Here is an 18,323-nt window from a genome sequence, read left to right on the forward strand (position 1 = left end):
AATCATCCCTTCGACCGACACTGTGCCGAAGTAGCGACTGTTGAATCACTTCGGGTTTGTGCTGCTGAGCAGGAGCCGTTCCTCTCCAACTAGGCGCCGGTAGGTGTGCCAGGCTGGCAACGCGCGACCCTGTCGACCTCTGTGCAAGAGCCCGGCAACTAGGACGCCATTGATGCGCACCCATCAGGCCCTCTTGCATACACCTGTGCTGCGGCACCATCGCCGCAGACAACTGTGCGGTCGCCAGCGGGTGGCCGTGCTGCGCAACCATTGCATTGCCTCTGGAGGTAGGTGAACCAGCATCAGATCGCCAGGCGCCAGTGAATTGGCCGGCGAAGTGCGATACCAGCCGACGGGCACGCTGTCGGACGCGTTGTAGACCAACTGCGGTGGCGACGTTATGAGCGCCGCCCAACCCAGGGCGAATATGCTGCCTGCGGGCAGTGTCAGCGGTCGTCATGCCTGGTGAGTCCCCCGGCGTCATGACGTGGCCTGCTGCTTCAGCACTTCGCGCTGCATTTCCGCCGTGGTCACGCCGCGGTCGAAGGCCGCCAGCTTGATGCGTGTGCGCAGTGCTGGCGTCACGTCCAGCGTCAGCCTTGCGCTTTAGCGCTCGGCCTTGCCATGGTCGATGGCGGCGTCCTGGCGTACCCAGGCTTCGGCCTGTGGATCGGCCAGCGGACGTGCACCGATACCGATGCGCTTGCCGCTCATGGCGACCACCTCAGCAGCTCGTCGACCAGGCTGCTGACCTCGCGTGCGGCGGCGCCGTCCGGGGCCAGTTCACGTGCCAGGCGACCGGCTGCCACGCTCTCGGCGAAGACGATGCGCTGGCGTACTTCGGCTTGCAGTGCTGGTAGCGGTTGGTCGGCCAAGGCGCCGCGTGCTTGGCGGCCGATCACCGTGGTGCTGACGCGGCGGTTGATGGCGAACGCTGCGCGCAGCGTCAGCCTGGACACCTGTGCATCGCGGATCAGGTTGACCATCTCCGCGCTGGCCCACAGGTCGTAGGGGCTGGGCTGCACCGGGATCAACACGCGATCTGCCGCCAGCAACGCCGAGCGGGCGAGGGCGGCGATGCACGGTGATCAGTCGATGATCACATGATCGGCACGACGAGCCAGCTCCGGTGCCTCCTGGTGCAGCGTCTCGCGCGCCAGGCCTACGGCGCTGAACAGCCTGGGCAAGCCCTGCTGGCTGCGCCGCTGCGTCCAGTCCAGTGCTGAGCCCTGCGGGTCGGCATCGAGCAGGATGACGTTCTGCCCGCGCAGGGCCAGTTCGCCGGCGATATGGGTGGCCAGGGTGGTCTTGCCCACCCCACCTTTCTGGTTGAGCAGGGCGACGATCATGGCCGTTTCTCCCCGGCCAAACAGCCCCGATCAGGAGCTGTCCACAGCAGGGGCCTCCCCAATAACAAGTTAGAGCTTTTAAGTTAGTTAAGTTAAGGGAGGCTGGAAGCCCCGCCAGCCGTGGCCTGCAGCGGAGTTCGTGCGCCTAATAGCACGAGAGTGATGCGCCTGATAGCACGTGTCGGCGTGCGCCTGATAGCACGACTGAATTCACAGCTTTTCCAGAAGATATCCCCGTGCCGTTGACGGCACGCGCCGGAGATCCGCTCGCCTGGGGTGCAAGCGCTACGATGTTTCAGCGGTTTTCTAGGCATGGGTTGGCGCCAATCCTGGAGCTGGGTGCGGGCAGGCTCGAGATAACTGCGCTCAGGATAGGCGTCACGATCTGCGGCGCATCGTCCTCGTGCTGGAGTTAGCGCCGATGGCCGCCCTCCGGGCCTGTGCGCGTTTGCTGGGAACGGCCCAGAAGCGCGTTGAAACGCTTCAGATGACTTGGGAAGGGGCGCATGAGGTAAGGCGGCTGGAGCGTTCTAAGAGGCTCTGGAGGCGTTTCTGGCCGCTGTCGTTGAGCGGGACTCAAAGGTGAACAGACGGGCCTCATTGGTAGACCCTGGCCTGTTCGTGTGCGAGCTCGCGTCTCGCAGTCTCGCCCGCGGCGAGTTTGGCTGCAGTCTCCGATTACGGTTTTCTGCAAAACCGGACAACCGCATCGGCGGATTTCTGTAAATCCGTAAAAGCGTAAATCCGCGTCCTCACAAATCCGTAAATCCGTGGATACGGATCGACGGATTTGGGCAAAAACGTAAGACCGTAACAGTCTCAATCAGCAGGGGAGACAACGCGCCTGCTGCAGGCTGAAAGCCGGGCGCGCGCCCCTTTGCATCAGTCTCAGCCTTCCGGGTGGGGCGCGCGGGTGGCCGGCAGGACAGGGGCGCAAAAAACAAGGCACCAGGTCGCCCCGGTGCCTTCCGCGGGTTTAGCGATTCCAGAACACATGCATCTGCTCGAAGCCGGTCTCCAGGGTGAACAGGTCGCCGCTGTACTCCATATCGCGGGCCATGGCGCGGTAGTCGATGTACATGGCCAGGTGCTGCGGAATGCTGGTGGTTTCCTCGGTCAGTTCCTGGGCGTAGTCGGCCAGCGAGCTATAGCAGCCGCAGTAGTCTTCCTCAGCCACCTTGCGCGCCTGTTCCAGGTCGTTGAAGTGAGCGAGCAGGGCGCCGCCGAATTCGGGGTACTCCTCGATGAAACACGCAATCTCATGGGCGCTCTCGAGGCCTTGGTACTCGCCGAGGCGGTAGCCGTCGAAGCCCTCGAAGTCGTGGATGGCATACTCCTCCGCACCCTCGACCGGTGAGGCTGCCAGCATGGCACTGACCTGTGCCTGGATGTCGTCCAGCTCCAGGGTGGCATCGATCCAGACGCCATGCAGGTGACCGGCGTTGTAGGCGGCCAGGTCGGCAACGTAGATCCTGATTTCTTCGCTCATGGCTTTCGCTCCTTCGTCTTCAGGGTTCTGCGCTTGCGCTGCGCATGAACCCCTGCCGACTAGGGCGACTAAGGCGGTCGTGAAAAAATCAGGAAAAATCGCGGAGGCTCCACCCAGCGCAGCGGCCGGGTGGAAACCGTCTATTTTTCTTGATTTTGAGGGGGCAAGAACCCCTGCCTTGGAAAGGGAGAACGTCACCACGGGTGGTGATAGCAACGTGTTTCGTCAGTTGGCAGTTGGCACTTGGCCGGAGCCGGCCAAAAGCGGTCGTTCGACACCGTCAAATTTCAACCCAAAGCTGTCGCTGGAAATCTAAAGAAACTCTTTCAGCCAACCTGCAGTTAAGCGCTACGAATTTGCTAAAAAACTTCTATATTCCGGACACTTTATTTGGCTGCAACAAATCAGATGCCACTTTTTTCAACATGAAAGTCTCACGCTGAATGGACTGTCCCATTGAGGTTTCTTGGCGCTGCATGACGGCCAGGTTGTGTGTAATGGCTTCATGAAGATCAATCCAAACGGGACGCATGCCGTTGGCGATCTCATGGCTTTCCATCCTAACCGGCTGCAATTGCGGGGCTACTTCGCATTGGTAGAAGTGCGAGGTCATGTGCATCAGGTCGTACTGCGGCTTCCAATAGGGCCGGTACTCTTCGATGTACCCAAAGTTCTGAACGATTCGAATGTCGCGTGCACCAGTCTCCTCCTCAAGCTCGCGGGTGAGGCCAGCAATGACGTCTTCGCCGGCATCGAGACCGCCACCGGGGAAGCTGAAGTCGTTGTATCGCTCAGTGAACAACAACAGGATCTGTTCATCACGAAGCACGATGCCGCGAGCGGCATGGCGGCGAAAGACTCTGCCCTGGGTAGATTTGAGTTCGGGGTGGATCAGTTCGGTAATCAGCTGCATGGGTCGTCAAATCAAGCGATTGATGTAGGCCAAGCCCTTAGACACTCGGCATTGCAGGACATAGCCTAAGAGTTGTGGTCGGTTTTGTTCGCGCATTCAATGCACAGCGGCGTTGCGGGGTCGAAATTCAACCTGCCCAAAGCTATGGGCTCGTCGCACTGAGCACAGTAACCATAATGGCTTTCGTAGATACGGCGAAAAGCAGCCTCGATGCGCAAGCGCTCCCGTCTGCCGCGTTCTCGGTTTGCGTCCAGCATGGCTTGCTGTTGAAGGGCATCCATGCGCGAGAGTCGACCCACTTTGCTCTGGTCTAGCTCGACGGAGTCTCGTGACTGTGCGGCGCACTCAAGGCTCTGTAGCTCAGCCAGGCGAATCTGCAGCAGATCTCGAAAATGTGTCAGGTTGATCTCGTCGCTCATGGTCTGCCCCGATCAATGCAGGAGCAGTAAAGGGGTGCGCGAGGTGCTGAGCATCTTTGTAGTATTGCTGCCAACCAAGAACTCGCGAATCCGGGAGCGGCTGTAGGCCCCCATTACGACCATGTCGATGGCGTGTTCATTCTGGTACGCATGCAGGGTGGGTTCTACTTCGCCGGAGCGAATGGCGATCTGGACATCAAACCCTGCGGCTTTTAGGTTTTCCTTTGCAAGTTTGAGTTGCTCCCACGCGTCGTTGGTGTCTGCGCCAACCATCACCAAGTGGATTGGTAGCCCCTTGAACAATGGACTGCCTGCAATAAGCTGAACGGCTTTATCCATGGTTGGGCGACCGTCGTAGGCCAGCATCACGCTCTCCGGATGCTTGAATGCGTTAGGCGTAACCAGTACCGGGCGACTGAGTGTGCGCAGTACGCTTTCTAAGTGGCTACCGACCTGAGACCCAACGTTTGCGTGATCGCCTTGCTTGCCTATCACCGCTAGGCGGATTTCATCTTCAAGCGCCGCCAGCGATTCAGCGAGATCACCATGACGCTGTTTAAGCAGTGGGCTGCTAATGCCTTTTTCCAGTGCACGCTTTTTGGCTGCCTCCAACATAAGACGGCCTTCTTCCAGAGCGAGCTTGCTGCGTCGAGCGTCTAGTTCGGCCAACTCTTCCAGTAGATGTTCGCGGCTGCCTAGGCCGATATTGCCACTGAGGTTACTGCTGGTCGGATAGCGGTTCTCGTCGAGAACGTGGAGGAATGACAAAGGGCAATCGAGTCGTAGACTGGCCCAGGCTGCGTAATCGCACACGGCAGGTGCGGAGGGAGAACCATCGATGCATGCCATCACAGAGGTCATAGAATTTTCCTTGTATTGGTGCATTGCGTTTAAGCGGTTTGTAGGGAGTTGGCAGCCGCATAGTGTGTGAAAACTAACAGAGCCACCGGGTAATGAAACACCGAAACACGGGTGCCGTATAACCAGCACCCGGAGACTTCAGGATCAGTGCAACATCAGCAGGGGCACTGTAGCCCGGCGCAGCATGCTGGTCGTGGTGCTGCCGACCAGAAACTGGCGAATTCGCGAGTGGCCGTAAGCGCCCATTACCAGAAGGTTGATGAACTGCTCCTGGCAGTAGCGTTCCAGTTCATCCTCGACATCACCTTGGCAGGTTTTCGCATAGGTGGTGTAACCCGCCAGCTGAAGTTGGCTAGTAGCCGAATCAAGTTGTGCCTGCTGTTCGGCTGAGGCTTCACCTACCATCAGCAAGTGACAATCCAGCCCCTTAAGCAATGGACTCTGCACCAGTCTTTCGACTACGCGGTGAGCGTTAGCGCTACCGTCGAAGGCGATGAGAAAGGACTGCGGCATAACGAAGTCATTCGGCACCACAAGCACCGGACGATGCAGCGTGCGAATCACACTTTCGACGTGGCCACCGATGTGCTGGAAAACATTTCCGCTGTCTTCGCCCTGACGGCCAATCACCAGCAGACGAGTGTCTTCTTCCATCGTCTTCAGGCTATCGACCAGATTTCCATGTCGCTGAACGGATTTTGGATGAACGATGCCTAGTTGATCGAGGCGGTGCTTGGCAGCCTCTAACAGGTGCTGGCCTTGTTCGCGGGCCAAACGTCCGCGCTTCTCGTCTAGGTCAGCCAGCTCTTGCAACAGGTGCTCGCGGCTGCCCAGGCCAATGCTGCCGGAAAGGTCTGTTGGCGCTTGCGCCACATCCTCCAGGATGTGAACCAGGGTCAGCGGGGACGCGAGGCGCACACTAGCCCAGGCGGAGTAGTCGCACACAGCAGCAGATGATGGTGATCCGTCAATGCAGGCTATGACTGTTGTCATTTGAGTTCCTCGTTGTCTCCGTCTTTACGGAGAGCATGAGTGATAGGGTGCCGCTCCTTGTGGGGGCGGCTCTCCGGGAGTCGTGATGGCTTAGTGGGCCATCAGCTTGTCCACGGCATCGGGTTTGTCATGTACGCCAAAGCGGTCGACGATTGTGGCGCTCGCTTCGTTCAGGCCAAGCACTTCGACTTCGGTGCCTTCGCGGCGGAACTTGATAACCACCTTGTCCAGCGCAGCCACGGCGGTGATATCCCAGAAGTGGGCATGGGTCAGATCGATGGTGACCTTGTCCAGGGCTTCTTTGAAGTCGAAGGTATCGACGAACTTGTCCGCCGAGCTGAAGAACACTTGACCGGTCACCTTGTAGGTACGACTCATGCCTTCGTCATCGATGGTGGAGCCGACATGCATGTAATGGCCGACCTTGTTGGCAAAGAACAGTGCCGCCAGCAGAACACCAGCCAGCACGCCAAAGGCCAGGTTATGAGTGGCCACGACGACGATGACTGTTACCACCATAACGATGTTGGTCGACAGCGGATGGTTCTTCAGATTGCGCAGAGAATCCCAGCTAAAGGTGCCGATGGAGACCATGATCATCACCGCGACCAGAGCGGCCATCGGGATTTTGGTCAGCCATTCAGACAGGAACACCACCATCAGTAATAGAAAGACACCTGCAGACAGGGTTGAAAGACGGGTACGGCCACCAGACTTAATGTTGATGATGGACTGCCCAATCATGGCGCAACCGGCCATGCCGCCAAGAAGGCCAGAAGCGATATTGGCAACGCCTTGGCCTTTGCACTCGCGGTTCTTGTCGCTGCTGGTATCTGTCAGGTCATCGACAATCGTGGCAGTCATCATTGACTCCAACAGACCAACCACAGCCAGTGCGGCGGCATAGGGGAAGATGATTGCTAAGGTCTCAAATGTCAGCGGCACTTCCGGCCACAGGAAGATTGGCAGGGTGTCCGGCAGCTGGCCCATGTCACCCACATTGCGGATATCCATACCGAAGTACATGGCGATGGCCGTCAGGACAACGATGCACACCAATGGCGAGGGAATGACCTTGCCCACCATCGGCACATAGGGAAATAGGTAGATGATGCCCAGGCCCGCAGCAGTCATTGCGTATACGTGCCAGGTGACATTGGTCAGCTCAGGCAGCTGAGCCATAAAAATCAGAATGGCCAGCGCGTTGACGAAGCCTGTCACTACTGAGCGTGAAACGAAGCGCATTAAAGAGCCAAGTTTCAGGTAACCCGCTGCAATCTGCAGTACACCGGTCAGCAGCGTCGCCGCTAACAGGTACTCCAGGCCATGGTTTTTCACCAGGGTAATCATCAGCAGCGCCATAGCGCCGGTCGCTGCTGAGATCATGCCGGGGCGACCACCGATAAAGGCAATGACCACGCAGATACAGAACGAAGCGTATAGACCCACTTTGGGGTCGACACCCGCGATGATCGAGAAGGCGATTGCCTCGGGAATGAGCGCCAAGGCAACGACGATGCCGGCGAGCAAATCGCCGCGTATGTTTGATAACCAGGTTTGCTTAAGTTTCTGCAGCATTGATAAGTCCGTAGGTTAGAGGTGATTAATGGGTTTCTAGCAATAGAGACGCCAGTTCGGTTTAGCGAGAGAGATCACACCCAGCCGTCCACTTGGAAGCAGCGGGATAGTGTGCGAAGGCATAGCCATGGAGGAAATAAACTCAGCACTCAGCCTCCATCCAGCGACTTGTAGGCAGAATCGCCACAGGCACAAAGTGTTTAGCAGGAGAAAGGCGACAATTGCCTGCTTGTACCAAATTGGCGCCTGGCCAAGGAAATTGTGCGCAAAGGCAGCAACTGTAATTGGGGGCATGAAAGCCTCTTCTAATCGTTGCGACTGAAATCGGCGCAACAGGACAACCCTGGACATGCAGGCGAACGAAAACGATCTGGCCGAAGTTCAGCAGGGTTGGCAGTAGGGATAAGAAGAACCGTTGTTCGTGGTCAACGGTGCACGTCAATGGCCTGCGGCAAAAGTGCAGCAGACAGCGACGCTAGAAAGCGGGCGGGTAACTTATGGCGGCGTAACAGCCGGAATGGAGCAGAAATTTATCATCGCTACGGGATACTTTTGGCATCGGGTCGTTGGGCGGGTCGATATATTAGCAGCTGCGACCGGGTTTTGGGCGCTTTTTTGACCAGATGTTGCAAGCCAGTCCATTTGCAATCTCGTCAGTTCAGGTCTGGACGCCAGGTTTTATGCGGTTTTCAGCCGCGCAGGCCAACTGCCGAAAATAATCTTGGGGATATTTCGTCAAGATACCCAAGATTGCATCGATGAGCTCACTAGGCCATCATCCGCCACTTGCTGGGGCCCGTCCTTTAGCTATTTCCTTGAACCTGAGTTGAGTTAGACCCTTGTAAGAACCCGCCAAACACTCCTTCGCCATGCCTCCAATCCTTGAGGTCTGTGTCTAGTCGCTTCCTGCTCAAGTGCAGGGTGCGTACGTGTTTGTGTGAATATGGTTTTTTCAATGCGCTCTAAGAAGTTTGGCTTTCTGCCTTCAGCCCTGGCTGTCATTTCCCTTTCTGCTGTCTTTGCCTCCGCTTGGTGGCTACACCCTGATCGCCCTATTTCTGGTTTCGCTGCTTCGGCAGTATCCGGTGAAGTGATCGGCAGTTCATCCGCCCCCTTCTACAACAGCCGCTTCGCGTCCTCAGATCTTGAAGAGTTTGTTCACGCATCATCGGTAGCATCACTGCCCGATGGTGGGCTGATGGCTGTTTGGTTTGCCGGCTCCCGAGAGGGTGCGGCGGATGTCCAGGTTCGCGGCTCACGTTACGACCCCATAACGGCGGAATGGGGTGCCGAGTTAGTTCTAGCCACACGTGAGTCGACTCAGTACGCCACCCAAAAGCACATACGCAAACTGGGTAATCCCGTCATTGCACTTGCACCAGACAATCGCCTGTGGCTGTTCTATGTCTCGGTTTCGATTGGCGGCTGGGCGGGTAGCGCAATCAATGCCATGCACTCGGATGACTTCGGCGAAAGCTGGTCGCCCCCCAAGCAACTGATCACCACGCCTTTTTTGAATATCAGCACACTGGTGCGTAACGCTCCGGTGTTCCATAGCGACGGCACCATTGGGCTGCCGGTCTACCACGAGTTTCTCGGTAAATTTGCCGAGTACCTGTACATCAGTGCCTCTGGCGAGGTGCTCGATAAAAGCCGGATCAGTAAGGGCAAGCACTCCTTGCAACCTACCGTGGTGCCCATGGACGAGCACAACGCTATTGCGATGCTGCGCTATGCCGGCAATACCTTTCATAAGGTACTCGCAAGCCGTACGGAGGATGCTGGGCAGACTTGGAGTGAGCCGTATCCGCTTGATCCCTCGAACCCTAACTCATCCCTTGCAGCGGTAGCCACACCCAATCATGGCTTGCTGGTGGCCTTGAATGATCTTGAAGATGGGCGCTTTCGCCTTCGCCTGATGGGCACCGACGCCAGCCTTGATCTTTGGCAACAGATTGTCGATCTGGATGAGTCGCCTGATCTTGAGGGCAATCCATTTAGCCCCGAGGCCTATCGGGAAATCATCGGCGATAAGTTTCGCCTTTCCAGTGGGGCGGATCGGCTGAGCCTCGTTGACGAGTTCCTTAACAATCTGGATTACCGCGTGTGCTCAGAGCACGGCTGCGATTTTGAGTACGAATATCCGTACTTCATCAAGAGCGCCGACGGCCTGTACCACTTGGTTTATTCGTGGAACAACACTTTTATCAAACACGTCAGCTTCAATGATGCCTGGCTAGAGGAGCAACTCTAATGCTTGATCTTTGGCAAGCGCATCTGACCTTTGCGCTACTCGCGTTCGTGCTTATTCCGGGATTTGGTCTCAGTCCGGGTCTGCAGGTAGTTCGACTGATCGTGCTGCTGGCAATCAGTTTCATTCCCGTAGACGGGCTCTCGCTGGCAGCCTACATGCGTAGCTTTACGGACGATGTGGCGATCACCTCGCTGGTGGCCCTGGCATTTGTCACTGCAGTACGCACGGGGCTGGCGGCGCGACTGCAACATACAACTCGCTTGCAGGTGCTGATCGTAATAGCAGCGCTGGCACTCTTCCTGTACCCGGCGACGATGGGACTGACCTACTTTGACCCCTATCGACTCGGCTACAACCCACGCCCGTTGATAGTGGTGGTCGGCGTGGTGACCCTGGCGCTGCTGGTGATGCGCAATTGGTTGGGTGCCTGCATGCTCGGCCTGGCTACCTTGGCCTTTAGCCTGGGTGTTAAGCCTTCTCCGAATTACTGGGATTACCTGCTCGATCCGTTTATCGCCCTGTACTGCTGGGGGGCGCTGATCGGTTACGTCGCGAAGAAGATCGTGCGCTGGCCGTCTGCACAGCGCGAGGCGAAATTGCCAATCCGCCTCTGATGGCAAGGCATCACGGTTTTTTGATGATTCGATAATTTGAGGGTTGGATGATGGGTTGGCTTCACTCGCGGCGCTTGCACTACTGGTTTGGTGCAGTAGCGATTCTCTTCGTGGCGCTGGCAGCATTGCGTGGGTTGTTCTTTCTAGGCTTCTCGGGCTTTGCAGCCAGCGCGCTCGGCGAAGTTGAGGCGGTGCCGGAAACGCTCGGTATCGGGCTGCGCTTTGACCTGCGCCTGGCCATCTTGCTGATGTTGCCCGTTGCTCTGCTTGCGTGGTTACCGGTATGGAACCTGACGCGTTCGCGTGCCATTCGCTGGCTGGCACGGTTGTATCTTGCCTTGGCGCTGGGTGCGGTGCTGCTGGTTTACATTATCGATTTCGGCCACTACGCGTACCTGGGTGTGCGGATCAATGCCACCGTGCTGCGCTTCCTTGAAGACGCACAGATCTCCACCGACATGGTCTGGCAGACCTATCCAGTGGTGTGGATTACCCTCGGATGGGCAGCTGCGACCGCTCTGGTTTGGTGGCTGCTGCTGCGCCTGGAACGGGTGACCCTAGACCGCTCCGCCAAGCGAATCAGCCGGCTCTCGCTGACTTGGGGCAGCCCGCTGATGGTCGTGCTGGTCTTCCTCGGCATTCTCGGTCGCGTCGAGAACATCAACCTGGAAAACCCCGTACCGCTGCGCTGGAGTGATGCTTTCTTCTCCGGTGACAACCAGATATCTGCGCTCGGTCTGAATCCGGTGATCTTCCTCTACGACACCTTGAGAGTGCCAAACGAACCCTACGACCGAGATCAGGTAGCGGAGCATTACGACGTCGTCAGCCGCTATCTGGGGGTCGATCAGCCTGATGCGCAGAGTCTGAATTTCATCCGAGAACAAGCACCGCAACCCTATGCGATTGCAGGCAGTCAGCGCCCGAACGTGGTGTTCGTCATGCTCGAATCCCTGGGCACCAGCGCAGTGGGGGCTTACGGTAATCCGCTGAACCCAACCCCGAATATTGATCGGCTTGCCAAGCAGAGTTTGTTCTTCAAAAACTTCTATGTGCCCGTTACCGGCACGGCAAAAACCGTCTGGGCCAGTATCTCTGGTGTACCCGACGTATCACGCGCGGAGACGTCCACGCGTAACCCGCTGATCACTCGCCAACATACTCTGATCAATGCGTTGCAGGGCTATGAAAAGTTTTACATGATCGGCGGCAATTCCGGCTGGGCCAACATGAATGCCCTGATTCGTCAGAGCATTGACGATGTCCAGCTGTACGAAGAGCGTCATTGGACATCGCCAATGGTTGATGTTTGGGGTGTCTCAGACCTCGACCTGTTCAAGGAGAGCGACCGCATTCTGCGTCAGCAAGCAGATGGCAAACCCTTCTTTGCCTATATCCAAACTGCTGGCAACCATAGGCCCTTTACCATCCCCAAAGAAAATGACGGTTTTGAGTTGCTCGATCTACCGCTGGAGACCGTGCAGAACGCAGGCTCGCGTAGCGTCGCTCAATACAACGCCGTGCGACTGTTGGACTTCAATATAGGACGCCTGATGGATATCGCCAAAGAGGGTGGTTGGTACGACAACACCATCTTCGTCATGTTTGGCGACCACAACACCCGCATTAGTCAGATCCCCCATATGCCGCCTGCGTTCGAGAAACTGGGCCTGGAGAGCAACCACGTACCGCTGTTGATTCATGCGCCCAAGCTGCTGGAGCCGCGAGTGATCGAGGAAGCCGTGGGCTTGGTCGATCTGCTGCCTAGCGTGCTCGGAATGGCCGGTATGGAGTTTCGCAACGGCGCGCTGGGTCGCGATATCCAGCAGCCGGCTGCGGAGGGCGAACGCGTAGTGCCGCTGGTACTGCAGGAAGGTACTTTCCCTCTTATTGGTGGCGTGACCAAAGACTTCCTGCTGCAAATGCAGCACGACGGTAGTAAGCCGACACTGCATGACCTGGCCTCACAAACCCCGCTCGATGATGTCGCCGAGCAGCACCCAGAAGAGTTTCGCCGCTTGGCCGAGCTCACGCGCGGGCTGCACGAAACCTCGCGACTGATGCTTTACCAGAACGTCAGAACGGATTAAAGGTGCGCCGGGAATGGTTCCCGGCTTTCCGAAACTGTCTCCGGACTATTGAGGTCGCCTAAGCGTCCGCTTTTGGCCCAGAGTGTGTAAAAACACTTTCGCATCTTGGGTGCCTCAGCCCAGTGTTCCTGGGCGAGGCGGTTTCCCAAGCAAATAGCCGCGATCAGCGCCAATAGCGCGTCAGAGCGTTTATGAAGCGCTTTGGCACCTCTTGGAGCAGCAAAAGCTGGGGCTTTTACGCCGTCATCGCCTTCAACAGGCCTTCGGTGCCGATGATTTTCATCACCCGTTTCAAGTTGTAGGTGAATCGCCCCTAGTTTCGTAGACACCTCTAGGCCTCATAATACGGCCCATTAGGAGGTGCCATGAGCAACCCGCGTTATCCCGAAGAATTCAAAATCGAAGCAGTCAAACAGGTGACCGAGCGAGGTCTGCCGGTGGCTGAGGTAGCTGCTCGTTTGGGCATGTCGACACACAGCCTTTATGCCTGGGTGAAGCGCTACAGCAAGCCTCAAGAGCAGCGAGCGCAAGAAGACGACCAGCATGCTGAACTGCGTCGTTTGCGCGCTGAACTCAAGCGTGTGACTGAAGAGCGAGACATCCTAAAAAAGGCCGCCGCGTACTTTGCCAAGGAGTGCGGCTGAAGTACGCCTTCATTAATCAGCTATCCGCAGACTATTCGGTTCGCCGCCTGTGCCTGACCCTGAAAGTACATGCCAGCGGTTACTACGCTTGGCTGGCAGAGCCGAACTCGGCACGAGCTAAGGATGATCAGCGGCTGCTGAGTTTGATCAAGCACTCCTGGTTAGAGAGCGGTGGAGTCTATGGCTACCGCAAAATCCATGACGACCTGCGTGAGCTTGGAGAACAGTGCGGCAGGCATCGCGTTGCTCGACTAATGCGCCAGGAAGGACTGCGTTCGCAGACGGGATATCGGCGGCGTCCAGGACGTTATGGCGGCAAGCCTCCAGCGGCCTCACCGAATCATCTTGAGCGTCGATTCAATGTCACCGAGCCCAACAAAGTCTGGGTTACGGACATTACCTACATTCGCACCTATGAGGGTTGGTTATTTTTGGCGGTGGTGCTCGATCTGTTTTCGCGGCAGGTAATCGGTTGGTCGATGAAGCCACAGATGACCAGCGATTTGGCTATTGATGCATTGCTGATGGCGGTTTGGCGGCGTAAGCCAAAACAGGAAGTGATGATTCACTCAGACCAAGGCAGTCAGTTCAGCAGCGGTGACTGGCAGAGCTTCCTGAAAGCCAACAACTTACTTGGCAGCATGAGTCGACGTGGCAACTGCCATGACAATGCGGTAGCGGAAAGCTTTTTCCAACTGCTGAAGCGGGAGCGGATCAGGCGAAAGATCTACAGCACCAGGCAGGATGCCCGCGCGGATGTATTCGATTACATCGAGATGTTCTATAACCCAAAACGCCGGCATGGATTCAACAATCAGCTGTCGCCGATAGAGTTTGAAAAGCGTTATTTCCAGAGCCTGGAAAGTGTCTAAGAAATCCGGGGCGATTCACTGCGTCATTATCCAAGCCGGACTGACATGCTTATGGCCGGCCGGATTGAGGAGCAGGCGGAGACGCTGCCAATTGGAGCTCTTGGCCCTGTATTCAGCTCGACAACAACTCTCTAATAGGTATCGAATCGGATGTGATCGCTCTCGCCCTCTACAATCGCGGGCCCGCATGAGCGTATGAGGAAGCTTTAAGAAGGGGCTCAGTCGCGCGCGGTGGGGGATAGGCCTGTACAACTGGGCTGGGGAGGCAACATGATTGAGGTTCCGCCGGCGTCTTTTCAGACTACTCCTTACGGCGAAGTGGATTCTGTAGCACTGGAAAGGCTGCGAGCGAACTTCGACACCACCCGGCTTCTGCAGTTGGTTGGCCGACTGGATGCATGTCTGGCAGAGTTGGGTGGAATTAATGACATGCGCGACGAGCTACTGCGGTTGCATGCAATGGCGCTGACGGTAATCGAGGGCGTCGTACCGACAGTCCCAACTGAGAATGTCAGCATTTGGGAAGCGGCCGAATCGGTACGGCTAGATCTCGAAACGCTGAGTTCTTGGATACGCATTGCTCAGATGACGATTGCACCGTTGGGTGATCTTGTTCCAGGCCATGAACGATAGCTGGCGTTGGGTTCAAGCCAAACTCGGTGCAGGTTTGAGTCCTGAAAAAGAAAAGCCGCCCGTAGGCGGCATAGTAAGAGGGGCACACGGATGAAACTGCAATATAGCTTGGGATCTCTGCATCGTCACGCTACCGTTCGGTATGCCGTTACTGGCATTACACTTTAAGCATATCGACTATCCAAGCCTTCATCGCACACAAGGCCAATGGACTTGTACTACAAGCTCCACCCTCAAGTGCAATCTTGAGTTGCTCTATATCGACTTGTTGCAAGTATCGTTCGGCATCGTCTAATCGCTGCTCACCGCCAAAGCCGCCACCGCGCATTTCAGCCAGAGCTTGCTCCTTGCTCCAGCCCTGATAAACGATGCGATATAGAGCCGCAATCAGGCCAGTTCTATTTTGTCCATGCTTACAGTGAATCAGCACAGAACCGAGCTCTTGTGACTGTCGAATGCTCCGTAATGCTGCGATCACATCCGTATCATCAACTCTGTCAGTATGGAATGGCAGGTGAATCTGGCGCATTTTTGGATCATGCAGCCAAGCTGAGTCGCTACGTTGATAGAAATTGATCACTGTCGTGACGCCCAGTTCTTTGAGCATCGGTTCAGCCTCATTATCAGGCAAGGCACTTCGATAGAGATTTGGCTGTATCCGATACAGGTTCAACCGCTCATCTAGCGGCTCCGCCCAACTCTGTGGCCGAGTCTCGCCAGCCAGGCTCTGAGTTGTAGGCGTGGCACTCCAGGCCATGCTAACAGGCAGTGCTACCAATGCAGCGACCAATACCAGCGCTGCCAGGCACAGGCGAAGAAACCATAGAAGACCTTGCATCAGTTCTGTCCTCCCGCTAAATCAGGCGCAAGCTGAGACAGTTGCATTGGTTGTGGCGCTTTATAGAGAATCCACCGGTAGCACAGCACTCCGATCAGCCAGTCGAACAACAAGGTCCACAGGTTATGCGAGAGGAAATGCGCGCCCTGCATCATACGTCCTAGCGAAAACACGGCTCCCAGTCCCAACGCAACAACTAAAGCAATGCGAGCGGTGCGAGGACGCCTGTCGCGCAGCGCGAAAAACAGAGCCAACAGAGAGAACCCTGCCGAGGCATGCCCCCCTGGCCAACAGCGCCCTGGCTTTTCGGTTGGCGCGCGCTCACTAAGCAAAGGTGTAAAAGTTTCTGCTCCCCCGAACTCGCTCAAACTCCATGGACAGTGCACGCCAGTCAGTGTTTTCAGCGGAGTGACAATACTGGTTGATAAAGCCAATGCCAGTACCAGGTAACCTAGTTGACGGCGAAGGGGACTTAACCCGGTTGGCATCAGACTTAGTACGAAACCGAAAATGGCCATTACGCCCAAGAAGATAACAGCTTGCTTCGCCCGATCATGGAGTATGTCTTCCAGCCAGAAGCTGTGACGACCGATAAAGCCCTGGCCCGGCTCGTAAAACAGTTCTGCCAAAGCGAAATCAACTCCACTAGGGTCAAGCAACAACAGTAAGGCCATAAGCCCTAATGGAATACCTATCGCAAGACGGAAATCAAAGTACCGAGAAGCGCTTTCTGAGCGGTCGGCCGTCATTTCAGTAGCTCCAAATCAAAGCACCGCCAGGCGGTGCCTGTAATGCATGAGTAGGTTAACGCAGGCCCAACTTTTCATCTGGCAGTAACCCTGACCGCCAAGCTATAAGTCCCTTCTGAAAGGCATAGCTAGCACCCTGGTAGTAGGCGATATCGCGACGCAGCAGCCCGTCATCGGTGCCAATGATCGACTCATGGCTCAACCCCAATGCGTCTTCATGTTTGCGCATGCCACGCCTTGGACTGAGAATGGCCAGATTATTGCCATCGAACAGTCCTAGGTGCTGGTAGTTACCAACCAGAGCGCGCCCAGCAGTGCGATCCTCTCGCAGCACGTTGCGCCCGAAAAACGTTGAGACATAGTCGATATTGAGCATGCCCAGTAAAGTTGGAGCCAGGTCGATCTGACTGACAACATCGGTGAACTCTCTAGGTTCGATATGTTCCGGAGCGTAAATAAACAGCGGGATGTGGTAGTTGGCCACCGGCAGATCTTCCTTACCGGCGCTGCCTGCAGTGTGATCGGCGACGAAGACGAACAGCGTGTCCTTGAACCAGGGTTTTTCCCGCACTTGGGCAAGGAGTTGGCCAATGGCGTAGTCGGTATACTTCACCGCTCCTTCGCGACCGTCACCGGAAGGTATGTCGATGCGACCTTCAGGGTAGGTATAGGGTCGATGATTTGAGGTGGTCATCAATTGCAGGAAGAAAGGTTTGCCGGCTGCATGGTCGGCATCTGCAATTTTGAGGGCTTGTTTATAGAGGTCTTCATCCGACATGCCCCAGGCGTTTTTGAAAGCAATATCCGCCTCGGCCACGCTGCTTTGGTCAACGATGCGATAGCCGTTGCCGCCAAAAAAAGCATTCATGTTGTCGAAGTAACCACGCCCGCCGTAGAGAAATGCACTGTCATACCCTTGGGCGGCGAACTGCTGACCTAGACTTGCATAACCAGCTTCACGACCAATACGCTTGACGATCGAACGCCCCGGCGTTGGTGGAATAGACAGGGTGATGGCTTCTAGGCCACGGTCAGTTCGGGTACCCGTGGCGTAAAAGTTACTGAATGCCAGACTCTGCTTGCGTAGCGCGTCCAGATTCGGGGTCAATCCGCGGTTGTCACCGAAACTGCCCAAGTATTTGGCACTCAAACTCTCGATGGTCACCAGTACTACGTTCAGGCGTTTTGGTTGCCCTGGATTATCGATTTCACGGCGAATGTCTAGCGGATCACTGCCTATGAAACGGGCATTGGGCTCGCTCACCTCGCTTCGCAACAACCCGGCGACTTCGGACTCCGGCAGGGTCGAGTAAAACTGCTGGTAGTCCAGTTCGTTATTCCGAAACGCAGCAAAGAACTGGAAAGGCCCATTGCTCGCCAGCTCGCGCTGATAGGCATTACCACCTATTCCACGGGGGGAGTTCTGCCCAACAAAAGCGCTACTAAGCCCGGCCAGCAAGAGCAAAACACCCAGACTATATAAAGCTTGCTTAGGTGCCATGCGTGGGGCATCCAAGGCAGCTGCTAGGGGGCGGCGAAGGATGAATGTCAGACCAATGGCCAAGATGGCGAGCAATGCCAGTAAGGGGTAAATCGGGTAGGACTCAAGAATGTTGTTGATCACCTCCTCGGAGTACACCAGGTAGTCGACGGCGATGAAATTGAAGCGTACGCCGAATTCGTCCCAAAACAGCCATTCCGCAACAGCAGTGAACAGCATGACGAATAGACTGAGGGCCATGGCGCTGGCCATAAACTTTTTGTGCCAGCGCTGCTGCCAAATCGCGCGCGGGCAAAGCAGCAGGTAAAGCGCCATTGGCAAGGTCGCGTAAAGCAGGAAGCTCAAGTCGTAGATCATCCCTATGGCATACAAGCCCATAAGGTTCGAAATGCTGATATTCGCATCTGCCAGGTGGCTAACCAGCAACAGGCTCCGAGTCAGAGTGAATACCGTTAGCCACGCCAGCACGACGATGGATAAGTAGCGAATTTGCGCATAATGAAGCTGGGGCATCGTATGATCCTTT

General features: G+C 56.3%; 15 protein-coding genes and 2 pseudogenes. 5 read left to right on the forward strand and 12 right to left on the reverse strand.

Annotated elements, in window-relative coordinates:
• Positions 1–480: 480 nt before the first annotated feature.
• From BM186_RS20365 to BM186_RS20405, 9 genes and pseudogenes are all read right to left on the reverse strand, one after another.
• Positions 481–714 (reverse strand): annotated as a pseudogene (locus BM186_RS20365) (hypothetical protein).
• Positions 711–1,349 (reverse strand): annotated as a pseudogene (parA, locus tag BM186_RS20370) (ParA family partition ATPase). Before parA ends, BM186_RS20365 begins: the two co-directional pseudogenes overlap by 4 nt.
• A gap of 976 nt (positions 1,350–2,325) precedes the next feature.
• Positions 2,326–2,838 (reverse strand): antirestriction protein ArdA, encoded by a 513-nt coding sequence (locus BM186_RS20375; RefSeq protein WP_074917936.1) that lies wholly within the window; start codon positions 2,836–2,838, stop codon positions 2,326–2,328.
• 370 nt (positions 2,839–3,208) lie between these two features.
• A complete protein-coding gene (locus BM186_RS20380) occupies positions 3,209–3,751 on the reverse strand; it encodes an NUDIX hydrolase (protein WP_074917938.1) in 543 nt (180 codons plus the stop codon).
• Positions 3,752–3,816: 65 nt separating this feature from the next.
• Positions 3,817–4,170, reverse strand: coding sequence for a TraR/DksA family transcriptional regulator (locus BM186_RS20385; RefSeq protein ID WP_074917940.1), 354 nt, complete (start codon positions 4,168–4,170; stop codon positions 3,817–3,819).
• Between the two features lie 12 nt (positions 4,171–4,182).
• Positions 4,183–5,031, reverse strand: coding sequence for a universal stress protein (locus BM186_RS20390; RefSeq protein WP_074917948.1), 849 nt, complete (start codon positions 5,029–5,031; stop codon positions 4,183–4,185).
• A gap of 144 nt (positions 5,032–5,175) precedes the next feature.
• Positions 5,176–6,024, reverse strand: a complete 849-nt coding sequence (locus tag BM186_RS20395) for a universal stress protein (protein ID WP_074917950.1) — start codon at positions 6,022–6,024, stop codon at positions 5,176–5,178.
• A 90-nt stretch (positions 6,025–6,114) separates the two neighbouring features.
• Positions 6,115–7,602 (reverse strand): SulP family inorganic anion transporter, encoded by a 1,488-nt coding sequence (locus tag BM186_RS20400; RefSeq protein ID WP_074917952.1) that lies wholly within the window; start codon positions 7,600–7,602, stop codon positions 6,115–6,117.
• Positions 7,603–7,638: 36 nt separating this feature from the next.
• Positions 7,639–7,953 carry a hypothetical protein gene (locus BM186_RS20405; RefSeq protein ID WP_341864836.1) on the reverse strand — a complete coding sequence of 105 codons (315 nt, stop codon included), beginning with the start codon at positions 7,951–7,953 and terminating at the stop codon, positions 7,639–7,641.
• Positions 7,954–8,557: 604 nt separating this feature from the next.
• On the opposite strand from BM186_RS20405, the gene BM186_RS20410 reads away from it, so the two are divergent.
• The 5 genes from BM186_RS20410 (at position 8,558) to tnpC (ending at position 14,709) form a co-directional block, all read left to right on the forward strand.
• Complete coding sequence (locus BM186_RS20410; protein WP_074917957.1) at positions 8,558–9,856, forward strand: sialidase family protein; 1,299 nt, start codon at positions 8,558–8,560, stop codon at positions 9,854–9,856.
• A complete protein-coding gene (locus BM186_RS20415; RefSeq protein WP_074917959.1) occupies positions 9,856–10,470 on the forward strand; it encodes a hypothetical protein in 615 nt (204 codons plus the stop codon). Before BM186_RS20410 ends, BM186_RS20415 begins: the two co-directional genes overlap by 1 nt.
• Positions 10,471–10,520: 50 nt before the next feature.
• Positions 10,521–12,560: an LTA synthase family protein gene (locus tag BM186_RS20420; protein WP_074918026.1), complete on the forward strand. Its 2,040-nt coding sequence runs from the start codon at positions 10,521–10,523 to the stop codon at positions 12,558–12,560.
• 365 nt (positions 12,561–12,925) lie between these two features.
• Positions 12,926–14,076 (forward strand): IS3 family transposase gene (locus tag BM186_RS20430; RefSeq protein WP_099481841.1). Its coding sequence is split into 2 segments (ribosomal slippage): positions 12,926–13,169 and positions 13,169–14,076, totalling 1,152 coding nucleotides; the frame shifts between segments, so codons are not numbered across the junction.
• A gap of 270 nt (positions 14,077–14,346) precedes the next feature.
• Positions 14,347–14,709 (forward strand): Tn3 family transposase post-transcriptional regulator TnpC, encoded by a 363-nt coding sequence (gene tnpC, locus BM186_RS20435; RefSeq protein WP_034138743.1) that lies wholly within the window; start codon positions 14,347–14,349, stop codon positions 14,707–14,709.
• Between the two features lie 157 nt (positions 14,710–14,866).
• On the opposite strand, the gene BM186_RS20440 is transcribed toward tnpC, so the two are convergent.
• Genes BM186_RS20440 through BM186_RS20450 form a run of 3 tightly spaced genes read right to left on the reverse strand, consistent with a single transcriptional unit; the run spans position 14,867 to position 18,310 of the window.
• Complete coding sequence (locus BM186_RS20440; protein ID WP_074917961.1) at positions 14,867–15,547, reverse strand: dual specificity protein phosphatase family protein; 681 nt, start codon at positions 15,545–15,547, stop codon at positions 14,867–14,869.
• A complete protein-coding gene (locus tag BM186_RS20445) occupies positions 15,547–16,296 on the reverse strand; it encodes a phosphatase PAP2 family protein (protein WP_074917963.1) in 750 nt (249 codons plus the stop codon). Before BM186_RS20445 ends, BM186_RS20440 begins: the two co-directional genes overlap by 1 nt.
• 55 nt (positions 16,297–16,351) lie before the next feature.
• Complete coding sequence (locus BM186_RS20450; protein ID WP_074917966.1) at positions 16,352–18,310, reverse strand: LTA synthase family protein; 1,959 nt, start codon at positions 18,308–18,310, stop codon at positions 16,352–16,354.
• Between the last annotated feature and the right edge of the window lie 13 nt (positions 18,311–18,323).

This window comes from Ectopseudomonas toyotomiensis (assembly GCF_900115695.1).
GTDB lineage: Bacteria > Pseudomonadota > Gammaproteobacteria > Pseudomonadales > Pseudomonadaceae > Aquipseudomonas > Aquipseudomonas toyotomiensis.